15 protein-coding genes are annotated in these 18,703 nt (G+C 70.4%); 12 read left to right on the plus strand and 3 right to left on the minus strand.

All coding sequences use genetic code 11. The features are described from left to right. Positions 1-69: 69 nt before the first annotated feature. Positions 70-1,713, plus strand: coding sequence for an asparagine synthetase B family protein (locus ACWEVS_RS20415; protein WP_452416903.1), 1,644 nt, complete (start codon positions 70-72; stop codon positions 1,711-1,713). Positions 1,714-1,992: 279 nt separating this feature from the next. After that, positions 1,993-3,669, plus strand: coding sequence for a maltose alpha-D-glucosyltransferase (gene treS, locus ACWEVS_RS20420; RefSeq protein WP_354917152.1), 1,677 nt, complete (start codon positions 1,993-1,995; stop codon positions 3,667-3,669). A gap of 60 nt (positions 3,670-3,729) precedes the next feature. On the opposite strand, the gene ACWEVS_RS20425 is transcribed toward treS, so the two are convergent. Genes ACWEVS_RS20425 through ACWEVS_RS20435 form a run of 3 tightly spaced genes read right to left on the minus strand, consistent with a single transcriptional unit; the run spans position 3,730 to position 7,222 of the window. After that, the gene (locus ACWEVS_RS20425) at positions 3,730-5,991 is read right to left on the minus strand and encodes an FtsX-like permease family protein (protein ID WP_449926709.1); all 2,262 of its coding nucleotides are present in this window, start codon (positions 5,989-5,991) and stop codon (positions 3,730-3,732) included. Beyond that, positions 5,988-6,719 carry an ABC transporter ATP-binding protein gene (locus ACWEVS_RS20430; protein WP_449926712.1) on the minus strand — a complete coding sequence of 244 codons (732 nt, stop codon included), beginning with the start codon at positions 6,717-6,719 and terminating at the stop codon, positions 5,988-5,990. Before ACWEVS_RS20430 ends, ACWEVS_RS20425 begins: the two co-directional genes overlap by 4 nt. After that, on the minus strand, positions 6,716-7,222 hold the full coding sequence (locus ACWEVS_RS20435; protein WP_354917144.1) for a PadR family transcriptional regulator: 507 nt from the start codon (positions 7,220-7,222) through the stop codon (positions 6,716-6,718). Before ACWEVS_RS20435 ends, ACWEVS_RS20430 begins: the two co-directional genes overlap by 4 nt. 135 nt (positions 7,223-7,357) lie before the next feature. On the opposite strand from ACWEVS_RS20435, the gene ACWEVS_RS20440 reads away from it, so the two are divergent. The 10 genes from ACWEVS_RS20440 (at position 7,358) to ACWEVS_RS20485 (ending at position 18,675) form a co-directional block, all read left to right on the plus strand. Further along, entirely contained in the window at positions 7,358-8,563 is a 1,206-nt protein-coding gene (locus ACWEVS_RS20440; RefSeq protein WP_354917141.1) for an ABC transporter substrate-binding protein, read from the plus strand. Between the two features lie 16 nt (positions 8,564-8,579). After that, the gene (locus ACWEVS_RS20445; RefSeq protein ID WP_354917138.1) at positions 8,580-9,896 is read left to right on the plus strand and encodes an ABC transporter substrate-binding protein; all 1,317 of its coding nucleotides are present in this window, start codon (positions 8,580-8,582) and stop codon (positions 9,894-9,896) included. Positions 9,897-9,908: 12 nt separating this feature from the next. Beyond that, the gene (locus ACWEVS_RS20450; protein ID WP_452552777.1) at positions 9,909-11,390 is read left to right on the plus strand and encodes an ABC transporter permease subunit; all 1,482 of its coding nucleotides are present in this window, start codon (positions 9,909-9,911) and stop codon (positions 11,388-11,390) included. Beyond that, entirely contained in the window at positions 11,390-12,265 is an 876-nt protein-coding gene (locus ACWEVS_RS20455) for a carbohydrate ABC transporter permease (RefSeq protein ID WP_452552779.1), read from the plus strand. The genes ACWEVS_RS20450 and ACWEVS_RS20455 overlap by 1 nt, the downstream gene beginning before the upstream one ends. A gap of 354 nt (positions 12,266-12,619) precedes the next feature. Then, positions 12,620-13,987, plus strand: coding sequence for a M1 family metallopeptidase (locus tag ACWEVS_RS20460; protein ID WP_452552780.1), 1,368 nt, complete (start codon positions 12,620-12,622; stop codon positions 13,985-13,987). Positions 13,988-14,040: 53 nt separating this feature from the next. Further along, on the plus strand, positions 14,041-14,718 hold the full coding sequence (locus tag ACWEVS_RS20465; RefSeq protein ID WP_354917126.1) for a uracil-DNA glycosylase: 678 nt from the start codon (positions 14,041-14,043) through the stop codon (positions 14,716-14,718). Between the two features lie 11 nt (positions 14,719-14,729). Then, entirely contained in the window at positions 14,730-15,056 is a 327-nt protein-coding gene (locus ACWEVS_RS20470) for a hypothetical protein (RefSeq protein ID WP_354917124.1), read from the plus strand. A 501-nt stretch (positions 15,057-15,557) separates the two neighbouring features. Beyond that, on the plus strand, positions 15,558-15,851 hold the full coding sequence (locus ACWEVS_RS20475) for an MTH1187 family thiamine-binding protein (RefSeq protein ID WP_452552782.1): 294 nt from the start codon (positions 15,558-15,560) through the stop codon (positions 15,849-15,851). Positions 15,852-16,209: 358 nt separating this feature from the next. Further along, positions 16,210-17,775 carry an FAD-dependent monooxygenase gene (locus ACWEVS_RS20480; RefSeq protein ID WP_452552784.1) on the plus strand — a complete coding sequence of 522 codons (1,566 nt, stop codon included), beginning with the start codon at positions 16,210-16,212 and terminating at the stop codon, positions 17,773-17,775. 27 nt (positions 17,776-17,802) lie between these two features. Further along, complete coding sequence (locus tag ACWEVS_RS20485) at positions 17,803-18,675, plus strand: winged helix-turn-helix transcriptional regulator (protein WP_452552786.1); 873 nt, start codon at positions 17,803-17,805, stop codon at positions 18,673-18,675. The last annotated feature ends 28 nt before the right edge of the window (positions 18,676-18,703 follow it).

Genomic DNA, 18,703 nt, shown 5'->3' on the forward strand with positions numbered 1-18,703 from the left:
GGCCCTCCGTCTCTCGGCCCGGCAAAGGATACTCTTTCGCTTGGAATCGGCGTTGAGGAGTGAGATCGCGTGCAGTGGCCGGCGTTCAATGTGAGGCCGTACGTGTGCGGCGCCCTCGGCCGGCTCGATGCGGGCCTGCTCGACAAGCTCGCGGGGTCGGGGCCCAAGGTCAGGCCCGCCCTCCAGACGGCCGAGGCGGCGCTCTACAGCTCCCAGCCGCTGCCGCCCTACCACCGCGCCGACGGCACGTTCGCGTTCGCGTGGGGCGAGCGCAGGCCCGCGGCGCCCGCCGACTGGATCACGGTCGCCGAGACCTACGAGACGCCCGGCCTGATCGGCGACGGCGCCCGCACGGTGCTGCACGCGGGGGCGCTCGGCCTGGTCGACGTCTACTACGTGCGCGTGGGCGAGGCGGTCTACTTCTCCTCGCTGCTGAAGCCGCTGCTGGAGCTGGTGCCCGTCGACATCGACTGGGCGGCGTGGGCGTCGATCATCCAGGTGACGTTCCCGCTCGGCGACGCCACGCCGTACCGGGGGATCAGCCGCCTGCCGGGCTCCAGCGCGCTGGTCCACGCCCACGGCAGGCTCTCGACCGAGCGGCGGCTGCCGCGCTGGCTGCGGCAGGAGCCGTACGAGGCCTGGCGCGGCGCCGGTGAGCTGCTGGAGATCCTGCACGGGGTCTACGACGACTACGAGGGGCGCCCGCTGCTGGTGCCGGTCAGCGGCGGCTACGACTCGCGGCTGCTGTGCTCGGTCGCGGTGGCGCGCGGCGCCGACGTGGAGTCGTGGACGACCAGCCCCGACGACGGCACCGACACCGACATCGCCTTCGCCCGCGCCATCACCCGCGAGCTGGGGGTACGGCACCGCGTCATCACCCAGGAGGCCGCCGCCTATCCGCGCGACGCGCTCGAGGTGGCGCGGCGGCTGGAGTTCATGACCCCGCACCACGCCTGGTACGCACCCTTCGCCAAGCAGGTGCACGGCGCGGGCCGCGTGCTCGTCGACGGCCTGGCCGGCGGCCCGCTGCTGAAGAACTTCATGGTCAGCGGCGCGGCGCTGGAGGCCAGGACGCAGGCCGAGCGCTCGGCGGCCGTGCTCGGCTCGCTGTCGCTCGGCGCGCCCTCGGTGCCCTTCCTGTCGCCCGCGGCCGAGGCGTGGATCGGCGACGTCGTGCGTGAGCAGTTCGCCGCCGCCACCTCGATGCTCCACGGGCACCGGGCCGAGCTGCCGCTGTCGGTGCTGCACACCCGTACCGTGCGCGGCATCGCCCGCTCGGCGGTCAACCTGGTCGGCCCTGAGGCCGGCTTCGCGGCGCCGTTCATCCACCCCGACTTCTTCGACGCCGCCCTGTCGGTCGGGGTGGCCCGCAAGGACAAGGGCCGCTTCTACCGGGAGCTGCTGCACGCGGCCAACCCGAGGGTGGCCGCGCTGCCGTCGACGAACGTGGTCAAGCAGCCGCTCCAGCGGGTGCCGCTGCGCTCGACCGCGGCCCCGGCCCGCGACTACTCGCACCGGATGCTGGTGAAGGTGACCGAAAAGGTGCCGAGCCTGTTTTCGGACACGCTGCACGAGGTGATCGCCTCGGGGCCGGACGCGCTGACCCGGTTCACCGGGTGGAACGACCGGTTCTGGGTGCGTGGCCTGGTGCTCTTCGGCGCCTGGCTGACGGACTACGAGAGCGACCTCGCCGAGCTGACGCCACCCTTCTGACCTGCGGGCATCCCCCGGGAGAACGCAGGGTTACAGAGCGGTTACATACGGATCTCGTGGGTATTACGACCGCTACAAAGAAGCGGGTTCCGGAGGGCCATGGGGCTGGTAGTGTTCGGCCCGAGAGCGTCGCAAGAACCGGGGCATCAGATCACAAATCTGGTCTCGGCCGGGCATGGAGATCGCAGGGATGACGACTCCATGCGACGCGGTCACCACACAACACGCCGGGGAAACCGGTGACTTCGTCCTGCCCACATCTCCTTCTGTGAGCGTCATATGAACAACCCATCGGTCTCCGAGGCCTTCGTCTCGGCCGATCCACGCTGGTACAAGCGGGCGGTGTTCTACGAGGTGCTCGTCCGGGGGTTCAAGGACTCCAACGGCGACGGGACCGGAGACCTGCGCGGTCTCATCGAGAAACTCGACTACCTCCAGTGGCTCGGCGTCGACTGCCTGTGGCTGTTGCCGCTGTACGAGTCGCCGCTGCGCGATGGCGGCTACGACATCTCCGACTACGGGAAGATCCTCCCGGACTTCGGTGATCTCGGAGACTTCGTCCAGCTCATCGAGTCGGCGCACGCGCGCGGGATCCGCATCATCACCGACCTGGTGATGAACCACACCAGCGACCAGCACCCCTGGTTTCAGGCCTCGCGCCACGACCCCGAGGGGCCCTACGGCGACTTCTACGTGTGGGCGGACGAGCCGACCGGTTACCCCGACGCGCCGATCATCTTCATCGGCGCGGAGGAGTCCAACTGGACCTACGACCCGGTGCGCAAGCAGTACTACTGGCACCGCTTCTTCCACCACCAGCCCGACCTCAACTACGACAACCCGGCCGTCCAGGAGGCGATGCTGGAGGTCCTGCGGTTCTGGCTGGACCTGGGCATCGACGGGTTCCGGCTGGACGCCGTGCCGTACCTGTTCGAGAGGGAGGGCACCAGCTGCAGCGGGCTGCCCGAGACCCACGCGTACCTGAGGAAGGTGCGCGCGGAGGTGGACCGCCTCTACCCCGACAGGGTGCTGCTGGCCGAGGCGAACGGCTGGCCCGAGGACGTGGTCGAGTACTTCGGCGACCCGACGACGGGCGGCGACGAGTGCCACATGGCCTTCCACTTCCCGCTGATGCCGCGCATCTACATGGCGGTGAAGAAGGAGACGCGCGAGCCGATCTCGGAGATCATGTCGCGCACCCCCAAGCTTCCCGATAACGCCCAGTGGGGCATCTTCCTCCGCAACCACGACGAGCTGACGCTCGAGACGGTGACCGAGGAAGAGCGCGACTACATGCACGCCGAGTACGCCAAGGACCCGCGCATGCGGGCCTACCTGGGCATCAGGCGGCGTCTGGCCCCGCTGCTCGACAACAACCGCGACCTGATCGAGCTGTTCACGGCGCTGCTGCTGAGCCTGCCCGGCTCGCCGGTGATGTACTACGGCGACGAGATCGGCATGGGCGACAACATCTGGCTGGAGGACCGCGACTCGGTCCGCACGCCGATGCAGTGGAGCCCCGACCGAAACGCGGGCTTCTCGACGGCCGACCCCGGCCGGCTCTACCTGCCCGCGGTCATGGACCCGATCTTCGGCTTCCAGGCGGTCAACGTGGAGGCGCAGCAGAAGACCGAGGCCTCGCTGCTGCACTTCACCAGGAAGATGCTGCACATCCGCCGCCAGCACCCGGTCTTCGGCACCGGCGCCTACACCGAGATGTGGTCGTCGAACCCGGCCGTCCTCACGTTCGTGCGTGAGGAGGGCGACGACCTGATGCTGTGCGTGAACAACCTGTCGAAGTTCCCGCAGCCCGTCGAGCTCGACCTGCGGCGCTTCGAGGGCATGGTGCCCGTCGAGGCCAGGGGCGGCGTCCGCTTCCCCAGGATCGGCGAGTCGCCGTACATGCTGACCCTGCCGGGGCACGGCTTCTACTGGTTCGCGCTCAAGGCCGGCTGAGCGCGCCCTCCGGGGCGCGCTCTCGCGGGTGCCTGTCAACGGCGACAGGCACCCCTGCGGCTACCTGGCGGTGATCGGCACCTGCGCGCGGGCGGCCCTGCGGGCGGGGATGAGGGCGACGGCCAGCGCCGCCCCGATGGCCACCAGCACCGCCACGGCCAGCACGAGGGGCGAGGGCGGACGGGCGATGCCCGCCCCGACGCCGCTGGTGTGGCCCTGCAGATCGATCAGGCCCTGCACGACGAACGAGCCCGCCGCGGTGCCGGCGACGACGCCGAGCACCACCAGCACCCCCGTGCCCATGACCAGCGTGGCCATGACCTGGCGCGGGGTGAGCCCCATCGCCTTCAGCACCGCGAGGTCGTAGGCGTGGTCGCGCAGCCCGAGCGCGCTGGCCGTCAACAGGTTGGCCAGGCCGATCAGCGCGAGCACGGCGACGAGCGCGACGATGACGACGCGGATGACCGCCAGGCGTTCGGCGGGGTTGACCACGCGCTGGATCTCCAGCCCCTCGCCCGAGGCCGCCAGGAGCCGGTCGCGCACCTCGGCGGGGTCGGCGCCCGGTTTCAGCGCCAGGCCCCAGAACTCCGGCGGCACCACGTCCTTGGCCGCGAGGCTGTCCACGCCGAGCGAGAGCACCTGGCCGTCGAGGTCGGGCTCCACGGTCCTGCCGACGATCCGCACGATCAGCGGGGTGCCGCCGACCGACAGCCACACCCGGTCGCCGATCTTCACCCGCAGCAGGTCGAGCAGGCCCTGTCCGGCGACCGCCTCACCCCTGTCGGCGTACATGCGCCCCTCGACCACCGGGAAGGGGTACGGCGAGGCCGAACCGCCGATCGCGCGCACCCTGATCGAGCGGGCCTCGCCGGGCACCAGCGCGTCGACCTCGGCCCCCGGATAGACCTGCAGGACGGCCGGATCCCGCTCGGACAGGGCCTTGGCCTGCTCGGGGGTCAGCTTGTCCGGGCGCACCAGGAGCCGGGCGTGCTGGCCGACCTGCTCGGGGTGGGCGAGGAAGCCGTCGAGCGTGGCCCAGACGCCGAGCCCGATGGTGATCATCATCATCGGCACGGCCAGGCCGAACGCCGTCAGGAAGGCGGGCACCCGCCTGGAGAAGGCGTCGCGGGCGCCCAGCACGAGCGCGGGCGGCAGCCGTACCAGGAGGGCCAGCCTGGCCAGGCGCGACAGGCGGCCACGGGGCGGCGCCGCGGGCGCGGCGGGCAGGGGCGGCGTACGGCTGCCGCGCCAGGCGGGCACGCCGACGGCCACCAGCACGACCAGCGCGGTGCCCGCGGTGATGGCCAGCAGCGGCACGAGCGCGACGGAGGTCGTGTCGAGCACCAGCCAGGTCACCAGCCAGCCGGGCGGCACGCCCAGCGCGATGCCGAGCAGGCCGAGCGCGCCGTGCTCGACCAGCAGCAGACCCGCCACCTGGCCCCTGGTGAAGCCCATGGACTTCAGCGTCGCCAGGTCGCGCAGCTGCGACAGCACGCGCCCGCCGGCCGCGTTGGCCAGCGCCAGCACGGCGGCCACCAGGCCGACGATGCCGAACAGCGCCAGCAGCGTGCCGAGCAGCCGGTTGTCCAGCTCCATGGCGGCGCGCACCTCGCGCCAGGTGTAGACGCGCTGGACCTCCTCGTCCAGCATCACCACGACGCGCTGGGAGACGAACTGGGTGGCCTCGGGGTCCTCGAGGCGCAGGCCCGTCACCCACTCGCTGCGGCCGAGCTCAGGCTCGACCCGGTCGAGCTTCTCGGGCAGGACCCAGATCAGGCCGGGCGTCCACTCGGGATAGAACCCCTGGTCGGCCGAGTCGGCGATGCCCCGCACGTACAGCACGTGGCGGGCGCCGCTGAGCGCGGTCACGGTGACCGCGCTGCCCAGGCGCAGCCCGAGCGCCCTGGCGAAGGAACGCTCGACGACCACGCTGTCGGGCTGGGCGCGGTCGAGCCAGGCACCCTCGGCGACCACCGGCCTGGCCACCTCGGGGGCGGCGACCGGCATGGCGCGCAGCGCGGCCGGGGCCTTCCTGCGCTCCTGGAGCACGGTCACAGGCGCCGAGCGGTACGGCCCGGTCGCCTGCTCCACCCCGTCGATCTGCCTGAGCGCGACGACCTGCGGCCGGTCCTTGGTGTGGATCCACAGGTGGGCGCCGTTGGTCTCGGCGAACAGGCCGCGCCACGGGTTGGTGCCGTCCTCGAGCAGCGTGGCCGCGGTGATCAGCGCGGCCACGATCCCGGCGATCGTCAGCACGGTGAGGAGGGCCTGTCCGCGCCTGGCGCGCAGGTCGGCCCTGATCCATCGGAGGCCGGCTCTCATCGCAGGTCGATGACCTCTCCGGCGCCGCCCCTGCCGGGCCGCCTGCGGACGATCTTGCCGTCGTCGACGATCTGGCCGTCGAGCAGCGAGACGACCCTGTCGGCCAGGCTGGCCACCCTGGCGTCGTGGGTGACCAGGACGATCGTCTGCCCTTCGCGGTGCACCTCGCTGAGCAGGCGCAGCACGTCTCGGGTGTTGCGGCTGTCGAGGTTGCCGGTGGGCTCGTCGGCCAGCAGCAGGCTGGGTTTGTTGGACAGGGCGCGGGCCAGCGCCACCCGCTGCTGCTCGCCACCCGACAGCTGGGCAGGGGCGGCCTCGACCCGCTCGGTGAGGCCGAGCGCGTCGAGGAGGTACTCCCTGCGCTCGCGCGCCTCCTTCGGCGAGGCCCCCGCCAGCAGGGCGGGCAGCTCGACGTTGTCGGCGACGGTCATGCTGGCGACCAGGTTGAAGAACTGGAAGACGAAGCCGATCTTCTCCCGCCGCAGCAGCGCCCAGGCGCTCTCCGAGAGGGTGTCGGCGCGCTTGCCGTCCAGCCAGATTTCGCCGCTGGTGCGGGAGTCGAGCCCGCCGAGCATGTGCACGAGCGTCGACTTGCCGGAGCCCGAAGGACCCATGATGGCGACGAACTCGCCCTCGTCGACCTGCAGGTCCACCCCTCGTACGGCGGGCACGGGCACGTGGTTGTTCTGGTAGATCTTCACCAGGTTGACGGTCTTGAGCACGGTCACGTCAGGTCCTCCTGGCAGCGTTCGAGCCAGTCGAGGTCGGCCTGCAGGTGCAGCATGGCGCCCTCGATCAGCAGGAGCGCGACCTGATTCCCCGGATCGGTCCGCTCGGCGAGTTCGTTGAGATCGCGCATCAGCGCAAGGTAGTGGCGGCGCTGGCGGTTGATCAACGCCATCCGGTCGGCGATGCCGGTCAGGGGCGCGAGCACGAGCTTCATGAAGAACTCGTCGCGCACCCTCGGGCCCTCCGTCGGCTCGTCCACCCAGTCGGTGAGCACGTCGCGGCCCTTGGCGGTCAGGTAGTAGACCTTCTTGTTCGGCCGGTTGGACTGCTCCACGTCAACGGCTCTGACCAGGCCGTCCTTCTCCAGACGGCCGAGCGTCACGTATATCTGGCCGATGTTGGGTGAGGGGTAGGCCGTGCCGAACGTCTGCTCCAGAGCCTGCTTGAGCTCGTACCCGTGGGCGGGTTCCTTCGCGAGGAGCGCCAGCAGGTGCAACCGCACGCCCCACCTCCTCGTTACGCGCTCGTTACGGACATATCCGTTGACGTTCAGATTAGCGCTGTGCATAACATGAATGCATCTACCTAACACGAATGTAATCCGGTCGGAATGTGGAGGTCATACGTGTTCCGCCCCATGTCCGTGATGCTGATCGCGCTCCTGGTGGCCGGATGCGCGTCGGTAACGGAAGAGGGCGGGGAGGACCCCAACGGTCCGATCACCTTCGCCACCGGGCGCGACACCACCGGCTACCTGCAGCCCCTGCTGGACCGCTGGAACAAGGCGCACCCGGCACAGAAGGTGACGCTGCTCGAACTGCCGGAAGCGGCCGACGAGCAGCGCGCGCAGCTGGTCGCCAACCTGCAGGCCAGGAGCGACCGCTACGACGTGCTCGGACTCGATGTGGTGTGGACGGCGGAGTTCGCCGACAACGGCTGGATCATCCCCCTGGAGCGCGGGCAGTTCCCGCTCGACAGGTTCCTGCCGCCCGTCGTGGACACCGCGGTCTACCGGGGCAAGCTCTGGGCGGTGCCGTACACGAGCAACGCAGGGCTGCTCTACTACCGCAAGGACCTGGTCAAGAAGCCGCCCACGACCTGGGCCGCGCTTCGCGCCCAGGCCCTTGCGATCACCAAGAAACACGACATCGGCGGCTACGCGGGACAGCTGGCCGCCTATGAGGGACTGACGGTCAACTTCGCCGAAGCGGTCCAGTCGGCGGGCGGGACGCTGCCCGACCTGGACCAGGCCAAGGCGAAGCAGGCGCTCGACTTCTTCACCCAGGGCCTGCGCGAGGGATGGATACCTCCGCAGGCGCTGAACTACAAGGAGGAGGAGTCCAGGCTGGCCTTCCAGAACGGCCAGCTGGTCTTCGCCCGCAACTGGCCCCACGCGTACGGGCCCGCCACCCAGTCCAAGGTGGCCGGCAAGTTCGCGGTGACCAGGCTCCCCGGACCCGACGGACCGGGATCGAGCTCGCTGGGCGGCGCCAACCTGGCCATCAGCGCCTACTCCAAGCGGCAGAACACCGCGCAGGAGTTCATCAAGTACTTCACCAGTCTGGAGAACGAGCGGCGCGTCCTGACCGAGGGTTCCTTCCCTCCGGTGTGGGCCGAGCTCTATGACGATCCTTCGCTGATCAAGCGCTTCCCCTATCTGCCCGTGCTGAAGGAGAGCATCCTCGCGGCCAAGCCGCGACCGGTCAGCGCGAACTACGACCAGCTGAGCCTGGTGATCGCCAGCGCGGTCTCCAAGGCGCTCAGCCCGCCGTACGACCAATCAACCGATGACGTGGCGGCCTCCATGAAGGCAGAGCTAGCCGAGATCATCGCAACCCAGTGATTCGAGGTCAGGCATCATGCGCAAAGCAGTTGTTCTGGCGGGGCTCGCGGTAGCCATCGCCGCCTGCGGCAACGCCCCAACGACCACCCCCCAGCAGACCGGCGCGGCCAGCTCCGCCCCGGCCGCCGGTGCCAAGCCCCTCGAGGGGGTGACCATCGAGGTCGCCGCCAAGTGGACGGGCGAGGAGCAGACGAACTTCGAGACCGTGCTGAAGGCCTTCCAGGACAAGACCGGCGCCAAGGTCACCTACGCCTCCACCGGTGAGGACACCGGCGCCTACCTCGGCCCCCGCATCCAGGGCGGCAGCCCGCCGGACATCGCGATCCTCCCGCAGCCCGGCCTGGTGAAGCAGTACGCCGACCAGAAGGCGCTCAAGCCCCTCAGCGCCGAGGTCCAGAAGCAGATCGACGACAACTACACCCCGTACTGGAAGGAGCTCGGCTCCGCCGACGGCCAGGTGTACGGCGTGCTCGTCAAGGCCGCGCACAAGTCGATCGTCTGGTACCGCGACGCCGCGTTCACCGACGCCGGCGTGCAGGCTCCGACCACCTGGGACGAGCTGATGAAGACCGCCCAGGCCATCGCCGACTCCGGCACCCCGCCGTTCTCGCTGTGCGGCGCCTCCGGCTGGACCCTCACCGACCTGTTCGAGAACGTCTACCTGTCGAGCGCGGGCCCGGAGAAGTACGACCAGCTCGCCAAGCACGAGATCCCGTGGACCGACGCCTCCGTCGTGACCGCGCTGGAGAAGATGGCGCAGATCTTCGGCAAGAAGGAGTACATGGTCGGCGGCAACAGCGGCGCCCTCCAGACCGACTTCCCGACCTGCGTGACCCAGGTGTACGGCCAGGACAAGGGCGCGATGGTCATCGAGGCCGACTTCGTGGCCGCCTCCGCCACGCAGTCCGGCGCCAAGATCGGCGAGACGGCCAAGGTGTTCCCCTTCCCGAAGGTCGGCGACACCGCGCCGGTCGTGCTCGGCGGTGACATCGCGGTCGCGCTGAAGGACTCCCCCGGCGCCATGGCGCTGCTGGAGTTCCTGGCCTCCAAGGAGGGCGGCGAGGTGTGGGCCAAGCTGCCCGGCTACCTGTCGCCGAACCGCAACGTGTCCCCCGACAACTACCCGAGCGACATGACCAAGCAGCTGGCGCAGACGATCATCTCCGCCGGTGAGAGCGTCCGGTACGACATGTCCGACCTCGCGCCGAGCGCCTTCGGCGGCACCGACGGCAAGGGCGAGTGGAAGGTCCTTCAGGACTTCCTGCGCAACCCCGCGGACGCCAAGGCCGCCGCCAAGGCCCTTGAGACCGAGGCCGCCAAGGCCTGGAAGTAAAGGGGCGAGGCCGTGACCGACCGGTTGAACGGCCCGACCGGCCCGCGCGACACCACGTCGCGCGGGTCCACCCCCGGGCCAGAACCCACCCCCCAGACGGAGTCGGGCACCTCCCCCACCGAGAACCCCGATCCCGCCGGCGCCGGCGCGACCGCACGCGCCGCCACCGCCACCGAGACGAGCAGCCGCCCTGCCGCCGCCAAGCCCGGCCGCGGCAAGCTGGGCCCCTCGGCCATCGTGGCCTGGTTCTTCGTCCTTCCCGCGATGCTCCTGCTGGGCATCTGGGTCATCTACCCGATCGTCTACTCGATCTTCCGCAGCCTCTACGACGCCACCGGCACCCAGTTCGTCGGGCTGCAGAACTTCGGCACCATCTTCACCGACTCCGGCACGCTCACCACGATCAGGAACAACCTGATCTGGGTGGTGGTGGGCCCGATCGTGGTCACCACCCTGGGCCTGATCTTCGCCGTCCTCACCGAGCGCATCAAGTGGGCCACCGCCTTCAAGCTCATCGTGTTCATGCCGATGGCCGTCTCGCTGATGGCCGCCGGCGTCATCTTCCGCCTGGTCTACGAGGAGGACCCGGACCGCGGCGTGGCCAACGCGCTCATGTCGACGGTCTCGAGCGTGTTCTCCAGCGGGGGCGGCCTGGAGGGAGCGCGACCGAGGGAGAACGACGCCTCGCCCGTGGCCGAGCAGGACGGCGCCGTCGTCACCAAGCAGCCCGCCCAGGCGGGCCAGCCGGTGCTGATCCCGCTGGTCGGGCTCAAGCCGGAGGCGGTGCCCGCCGACGCCGAGCCCGCCGCGGCGGCCTCGGGACAGGGGCTGAGCGGCACCGTCTGGCTGGACTTCACGCCCGGCGGCGGCGGCAAGGCCGGCCAGGTCGACGGCAGCGAGAAGGGCCTGCCAGGGGTGACCGTGGAGGCGGTCAGCGGCGACTCCGTCGCGGCCACCGCCACCACCGGACCCGACGGCACCTTCACCTTCGCGGGCCTGGCACCCGGCTCCTACACCGTACGGCTGCCGCAGTCGAACTTCGAGGCGCCGTTCAACGGCCTGACCTGGCTCGGCCCGACCCTGATCACGCCCGCCATCATCGGCGCGTTCGTCTGGGTGTGGGCGGGCTTCGCGATGGTGCTGATCGCCGCGGGCCTGGCGGGCATCCCGCGTGACGCGCTGGAGGCGGCCCGCATCGACGGCGCGACCGAGTGGCAGGTCTTCAGGAAGATCACCGTGCCGCTGCTGTCGCCCGTGCTTCTCGTCGTGTTCGTCACGATGATCATCAATACCTTGAAGGTCTTCGACCTGGTCTTCATCATCGCGCCGGGATCGGTGCAGCCGAACGCGAACGTGATCGCGCTGGAGATGTGGCGAGTCTCCTTCGGCGGCGGCAACAACCAGGGGCTGGGCAGCGCACTCGCGATCTTCCTGCTCATCCTGGTCCTGCCGTTCATGATCATGAACATCCGCCGGTTCAGGAGGGAGCAGTGATGGCTCACGTTCACGCGGGAGCCGTACGGCGAGGCCCCATCGGCAGGCTCGTCGACCGCCTCGGCAGCGGCGCGGTCCAGGTCGTGATGATCCTCATCGGGCTGTTCTGGCTGGTCCCGACCCTCGGCCTGCTGGTGGTGTCGCTGCGCGACGAGACGGTGAACAACTCCGAGGGCTGGTGGACGATCTTCACCAAGCCGGCGGAGCTGACGATCAGCAGCTACACCAACCTGCTGGCCAGCGGCTTCACCGCCTCCTTCTGGAACACGGTGCTGATCACCGTGCCGACCACGGTGCTGGTGATCGGCATCGCGGCGATGGCGGCCTACGCCTTCGCCTGGATCGAGTTCCCCGGCCGCGACACGCTCTTCCTGGTCGTCGTCGGCCTGCTGATCGTGCCCATCCAGATCGCGCTGATCCCGATCGCCACCCTCTACGGCCAGGTCGGCATCTTCGGCACGATCCCCGGCGTGGTGCTGTTCCACGTCGCGTTCGGACTGCCGTTCGCGATCTTCCTGCTCCGCAACTTCTTCGTCGGCATCCCCTCCTCGCTTCTGGAGGCGGCCAGGATGGACGGCGCGTCGGAGTGGAAGATCTTCTCGACCGTGGTGTTCCCCCTGGGCAAGCCCGCGATCGCCTCGCTGGGGATCTTCCAGTTCCTGTGGGTGTGGAACGACCTGCTCATCGCCCTGGTCTTCGCGGACACCGCGTCCCAGCCGATGACCAAGGCGCTGCAGTCGCAGATGCGGCAGTTCGGCACCAACGTCGACATCATCGCGCCGGGCGCGTTCCTGTCGCTGATCATCCCGCTGGTGCTGTTCTTCGCCTTCCAGCGGTACTTCGTGCAGGGCATGATGGCCGGCTCGGTGAAGTGAGCCACCTGCACTGATCCACGGGCGCCCGCCTGGCTCGGGGCGGCGGGCGCCCGTGGATCACTCGGCCGGCGCCGCTCGCCACCCGCGGGCGGCCTCCGGCCCCGCGCGCTCCTGGCAGCGCTCGGCCCGCGTGCTCCGGGAGGGCGGCGCGCGCTGCGGGCGGGCGCTGCCGGGGTTGGCGACGCGCTCCCGGAACGGGGGCGCCTTCTGACATCCGCCCGGAATGGGCCCCTGGCTTCCGCCCGGAATGGGCGCCTGGCTTCCGCCTGGAACAGAGGCGCGCCGCTCCCAGCGGGGCGGCGGGCGGCGGGCATGCGCTCCGAGCGGGCGGTGGGTGTGCGCGAGAATCGCTCTATGAAGCGTCTTCTCGCCCTGGCCGCCTTCACCGTCATCGCCCTTCCGCACGCCTCCGCCGTGGCCGACTCCCCCGGCGCCCCGGGCGCGGGCGACCCGTACTTCCCGGCGCAGGGCAACGGCGGCTACGACGCCCGCCACTACGACCTGGCGCTCGACTACGACCCCCGCACCCGCGTCCTGCAGGGCACGGCGACGATCGGCGCGCGCAGCACCCAGGCCCTCAGCCGGTTCAACCTCGACCTGGTCAGGACCATGACCGTCTCCTCCGTCACCGTCGACGGGACGGCCGCGCGGTTCACCCGCAGGAACGACGAGGTGGTCGTCACGCCGGCCGCCGGCATCGCCAAGGGGAAGGCGTTCACCGTCGCGGTGACCTACAACGGCCGGCCCACCTACGTCGTCGACCCCGACGGCTCCAAGGAAGGCTGGGTGCGCACCCCGGACGGCGTGTTCAACGCCAACCAGCCCCAGGGGGCCATGAGCTGGTACCCCGGCAACCACCACATGACCGACAAGGCCGGCTACCGGTTCAGGGTGACCGTGCCGAACGACCGCGTCGCGGTGGCCAACGGCGAACTGGTCTCCAAGAACGCCGCGATGGGCAAGACGACCTACGTCTGGTCCGCCAAGGAGCCCATGGCCGGCTACCTGGCGACCGTCACCATCGGCGCCTTCACCATCACCGACACCAAGGTGAACGGCCTGCGCACGATCGTGGCCGTCGATCCCGCGCTCGGGAACGCCGGCAAGCGCCTGGCCCAACGGCACGGCCCCCTGCTCGCCTATTTCAGCCGGATGTTCGGCCCCTACCCGTTCTCCACCACCGGCGCCATCGCCGACAACGTCCCCACCGTCGGCTACGCGCTGGAGGCGCAGACCAGGCCGGTCTACCCGAACGTCCCCGACGACGTCCTGCTCTCGCACGAGCTGGCCCACCAGTGGTTCGGCGACGCCGTCACCCCCACCCGTTGGAAGGACATCTGGCTCAACGAGGGCTTCGCCACCTACGCCGAATGGATGTGGGCCGACAGGCTCGGCACCGTCCGCCTGTCGTCCGCCTTCGCCGACGCCTACGCCAAGCCCGCCGAGGACCCGTTCTGGAAGATTCCGCCCGCCGACCCCGGCGGCCCCAAGCACCTCTTCCACAACGCCGTCTACGTACGCGGCGCGATGACCCTCCAGGTCCTGCGCAAGGCGGTCGGCGACCAGACGTTCTTCAGGATCCTGCGCACCTGGGTCACCGACCACAAGTACGGCAACGCCACCACCGCCGACTTCGTCGCCCTGGCGGAACGAATCTCCGGCAAGCAGCTCGACACCCTGTTCGATACCTGGCTGTACACACCGGGCAAGCCCGCTTTGTGATCTTTTCGGTACGGCCTGCGGTTTGTCGGAGCTGATCGGTAGGGTGCATGTCCATGGTCGGTCGTCCCCTACACGAAGTAGTCGAACCTGGATGGGCCAGCGCTCTCGAGCCCGTCGCCCAGCGCATCTCGGACATGGGAGATTTCCTCCGCAACGAGATCGCCGAGGGCAGGCAGTACCTTCCCTCCGGTTCCCACGTCCTGCGAGCCTTCAACCAGCCCTTCGACGAGGTCAAGGTGCTGATCGTGGGCCAGGACCCCTACCCCACGCCAGGGCACCCCGTGGGGCTGTCCTTCTCCGTGGCCCCCGACGTGCGCCCGCTGCCCGGCAGCCTGCGCAACATCTACAAGGAGATGGAGACCGACCTCGGCCTGCCGATGCCGTCCAACGGTGACCTGACCCCATGGGCCGAGCAGGGCGTCCTGCTGCTCAACAGGGTGTTGACCGTCATGCCGGGCAAGCCGGCCTCCCACCGCGGCAAGGGTTGGGAAGAGGTGACCGAGCAGGCCATCCACGCACTGGTCGCGCGTGACAAGCCGATGGTGGCGATCCTGTGGGGCCGCGACGCCCGCAACCTCGCGCCCATGCTCGGACAGGTGCCGCGCATCGAGTCCGCCCACCCGTCGCCCCTGTCGGCCCGCAGCGGTTTCTTCGGCTCGCGCCCCTTCAGCCGGGCCAATGAGCTGCTCGTCCAGCAAGGCGCGACGCCCGTGGAGTGGAAGCTGCCCTAGGCTCTTCTGCCATGAGTGATGAAGAAAAGTTCCTCCGCCTCACGGTCGAGCTGACCGTCGAGGTGCTGGACGTCGCCGCCCTGCAGGCGGCCGCCCTCGCCGAGATCCGGCACCCTGACGCCGACCTCGACGAGGACGAGCGCAAGGAGCAGGCGGAGCTGGTCAGCTCCGACGAGACGGGCGCGACCGCGCTGCAGTGGCTTATCGAGCCCGACCATGTCCTGTCGCTGATCGACCACATCCAGGAGGTCGAGCCGCGCGAGGCCGTTCTGGGCGTTGAGCCCTCCGAGGGGCCCAGCGACGAGGACGAGGATGACCACGAAGGTCACGACCACTGAGGCTCAGGGGTGGGAGCCACCGCTCCCACCCACGGCCCTTCCCCGGGAAGGGCGATCCTCCGGCATGCGCGGCCGGGGACGCGGCTCCCACGGGACCGCGACGCCGACGCGCCGGCCCGGCGGACAGCCCGCCAACGTAACCGCCTGAGTAAACCGGAAACGTCGCGCACCGCGAACCGACCGGCAGCCGGGCGAGGAAAGCGCAGCAAGCCGGCAGCCCGGCAGGCAAGAGCAGCGCGGGGCCGCCCGGCAGGCCGGCGCCCGAACGCGGCCCGAGCCGATCGGTCACCCGGCAGCCCGGCGCCCGAACGCGGCCCGAGCCGATCGGTCACCCGGTGGACAAGCGGCCCGAGCCGATCGGTCACCCGGCGCGCGAGCGCAGCCCGAACCGATCAAGCACCCGATACGGAAGCGCAGCCCGAGCCGATCGGTCTGGCTGGTGCGCGCGCGAAGCGCGAGCCGGCTCGGTGGCTGGTGGTTTCTCGCGGCTAGGATCGAGTCATGATCGTTGCATTCTCCATCACGCCGCTCGGGGTCGGCGAGGGAGTCTCGGAGCCGGTGGCGCGCGCGGTCAAGGTGGTCCGCGACAGCGGGCTCCCCAACCGGACCGACGCCATGTTCACCACCGTCGAGGGCGAATGGGACGAGGTGATGGACGTGGTGAAGCGGGCCGTCGAGGCCGTGGGCGAGGTCGCTCCCCGGGTCAGCCTGGTGCTGAAGGCGGACGTCCGGCCGGGCGTCTCCGACGGCATGACGAGCAAGGTCGAACGGCTGGAGCAGCACCTGCGCGACTGATCGCGCACCACCCGCGCCGGAGCAGGCACGCCGGACATTCCGAGCGAGGTGGCCCGCTCTCGGGCGCCTGCGATGCGCAGCCCAGGTGGCGGACTGGACCCGCGCTGGGCGCTGCCGCGTCGTCACGAAGGTGTGACGGGCGTGGCGAGGCCCCCGCTGACTACTGAGTCCACTTGGGGCGTTGCCGCGGCGAGGACCGCTCAGGGGGTGCGACGCCCGTGCGGGAGCCGTACGGACCGAACCCCGAGCCGGAACCCTGACCCGAAGCCGACGAGTCGAGCAAGTCGAGATATATCTTGACGATCGAGAAGTCGCGTCATATCTTGACGATACGCGATATGTCTCGAAGGAGCGAACGATGCGAGTTCCCGTACTGATCGTCGGCGGCGGCTACGCGGGCCTCAGCGCCGCGACCATGCTCGCCTGGCGCGGCGTCCCCGTCATGCTGGTCGAGCGGCACGCGAGCACCTCGATCCAGCCCAAGGCGTTCGGCGTCAGCACGCGCGCCGTCGAGCTGCTGCGCCCCGTTTCCGGCCTGGAGGAAGAGCTCCGAAGTATCTGGCAAGGCATCGGCGAGAGCATGCGCATCGCGATCGCGGCCAGTCTCACCGACCCCGACGCCAACATCATCCTCGACACCAGCACCATGCCCTTCCCCCGGCACCTGTCGCCCGCGCCCGACCTGGGCGCCCCCCAGGCCGAGGTCGAGCGGATCCTGCGCCGCAAGGCCGAAGAACTGGGCGCCGACCTGCGCTTCTCCACCGAACTGGTGTCGCTCGAGCAGGACGAGGACGGCGTGACCGCCCTGCTCCGCGCCGACGGCGTCGAGACGACCGTGCGGGCCGACTACGTCATCGCCGCCGACGGCTACCGCAGCCCGATCAGGGCCGCACTCGGCGTCACCACCTCGGGCAAGGGGGTGCTCGGCCACATGCGCGCGATCATGTTCGACGCCGACCTCACCGCCCTGGTCAACGAGCGCGAGGTCACCCTCTGGTTCCTGCAGAACACCGCCTTCACCGGCGCGCTCATCACCGGCACCGGCGTCGGCGCCCACGTGCTCGGCGTCAACTACGACGGCGAGGAGCCCGGCTTCGACGACGTCGAGATGGTACGGCTCGGCGTCGGCGTGCCCGACCTCGACGTCACCGTCCTGGACACCACGTCGTTCGCCATCGGCCACGTCCTGGCCGACACCTACCGTGTGGGACGGGTGTTCCTGGCCGGCGACGCCGCCCACACCATGCCGCCGACCGGCGGGCAGGGCGGAAGCACCGCGCTGCAGGACGGCTGCGACATCGCCTGGCGGCTCTGGCTGGTCGTCTCGGGCCAGGCCGATCCCGCCTTCCTCGACTCCTACGACGCCGAACGCCGTCCGGTCGGCGAGCTGGTCGCCGACGCCCAGCTGGCCAACCTCGGCTTCCGCATGCCGCCGGCGGAGCAGGTCGACTACCCCGAGCCGCTCGAGGACCCCTTCGCCGCCATCCTCGGGTGCCGGTACCACTCCGCCGCGATCCTGTCGGAGCCGGACGACGACGGCTCGCTGCTGGAGGACCCGCGCGTCGCCACGGGCCGGCCCGGCGGTCGCGCCCCGCACGTCGTCCTCGACTGGGACGGGCGCACGATCTCGACACTCGACCTGTTCGGGTCGGGGTTCGTGCTGCTCGCCGGGCCGTACGGGCAGAGCTGGGTGGACGCCGGCCGCGCCGTCAGGGACCAGCTCGGCGTGCGTCTGGCGCCGCACCGCATCGGCGGCGAACTGCTGGACGTCGAGGGACAGTGGCTGGAGCGGTACGGCGTGGGCAAGGCCGGCGCGGTCCTCGTGCGCCCCGACGGGTACGTCGCCTGGCGCAGCGCCGGCCCCGACCTCGACCCGGCGGGCACGCTGGAGAGCGCGCTGGTGCGCATTCTCAGTCTCCTTTAGAGACTCGCCCAGGCGTACAGTGAGGACATGAACCGAGTCCTTCGCGGACAGGACATCCCCTGCTCGATCGCGCAGGCCGCGTCCGTGGTCGGCGACTGGTGGAGCCTGCTGATCGTGCGCGAGGCCGCGCGGGGGCGCCGGCGCTTCGAGGAACTGCTGGTCGAGCTGGGCATCTCCCGCAAGGTCCTCACCGAACGGCTGCGGCACCTGGTCGAGCGCGGGGTGCTGGAGCGCAGGCCGTACCAGTCGGGGCCGGTCCGGCACGAGTACGTGCTCACCGACGTGGGATGGGCCCTGGCGCCGGTGCTGATCTCCCTGCAGGACTGGGGCGACCGCTGGCTCGCCGGGGACGGCACGCTGACCGGGGTGGCACCGCCCGGCAGCCCGGAGGCCCAGCGGGTGCGGGCGCTGGCCGGGACCACGATCCCGGCGCCGGTGGAACTGCCGAGCGCCTCCGGCCCCGTCGAGCTGGTGGACGGTCCCACGGTGCTGTTCACCTACCCGGCCACCGGCGTGCCGTCGCCGCTGCCGCCCGCATGGAACGAGGTGCCGGGGGCGGTGGGCTGCACCCTGGAGAACCGGCTGTTCAGGGACCACGCCTCCGCGTTCGCGGGCGACGGGATCGCGATTCGGGGAGTGAGCACGCAGCGTCCCGACGAGCAGGCGGTCTTCGCGGAACTGGAGGGGATCCCGTTCCCGCTGCTGTCGGACACCGAGTCGCGGCTGGCGGCGGCCCTGCGGCTGCCGACGTTCAGGGCGGGGCAGACGGTACGGCTCAAGCGGCTCATCCTGGTGGTGGACGGGCAGCGGGTGATCCGGCACACGATCTTCCCCGTCCTGGACATTCCGGCAGCGGTGAAGGAAGCGCACGAGGTCGCCCGCACCCTCCCCACCACCTGAGCCCTCAGCCCCTCAGCCACTCCCACCC

It is taken from the genome of Nonomuraea sp. NPDC003754, from assembly GCF_053605785.1.

Bases quoted from the DNA above. Each gene is read 5' to 3' on its own strand.
- ACWEVS_RS20440 (WP_354917141.1), top strand. From the start codon at position 7,358: ATGTCCGTGATGCTGATCGCGCTCCTGGTGGCCGGATGCGCGTCGGTA.
- ACWEVS_RS20475 (WP_452552782.1), top strand. From the start codon at position 15,558: ATGATCGTTGCATTCTCCATCACGCCGCTCGGGGTCGGCGAGGGAGTC.
- ACWEVS_RS20470 (WP_354917124.1), top strand. From the start codon at position 14,730: ATGAGTGATGAAGAAAAGTTCCTCCGCCTCACGGTCGAGCTGACCGTC.
- ACWEVS_RS20425 (WP_449926709.1), bottom strand. From the start codon at position 5,991: ATGAGAGCCGGCCTCCGATGGATCAGGGCCGACCTGCGCGCCAGGCGC.
- treS (WP_354917152.1), top strand. From the start codon at position 1,993: ATGAACAACCCATCGGTCTCCGAGGCCTTCGTCTCGGCCGATCCACGC.
- ACWEVS_RS20480 (WP_452552784.1), top strand. From the start codon at position 16,210: ATGCGAGTTCCCGTACTGATCGTCGGCGGCGGCTACGCGGGCCTCAGC.
- ACWEVS_RS20460 (WP_452552780.1), top strand. From the start codon at position 12,620: ATGAAGCGTCTTCTCGCCCTGGCCGCCTTCACCGTCATCGCCCTTCCG.
- ACWEVS_RS20485 (WP_452552786.1), top strand. From the start codon at position 17,803: ATGAACCGAGTCCTTCGCGGACAGGACATCCCCTGCTCGATCGCGCAG.
- ACWEVS_RS20445 (WP_354917138.1), top strand. From the start codon at position 8,580: ATGCGCAAAGCAGTTGTTCTGGCGGGGCTCGCGGTAGCCATCGCCGCC.
- ACWEVS_RS20465 (WP_354917126.1), top strand. From the start codon at position 14,041: ATGGTCGGTCGTCCCCTACACGAAGTAGTCGAACCTGGATGGGCCAGC.
- ACWEVS_RS20455 (WP_452552779.1), top strand. From the start codon at position 11,390: ATGGCTCACGTTCACGCGGGAGCCGTACGGCGAGGCCCCATCGGCAGG.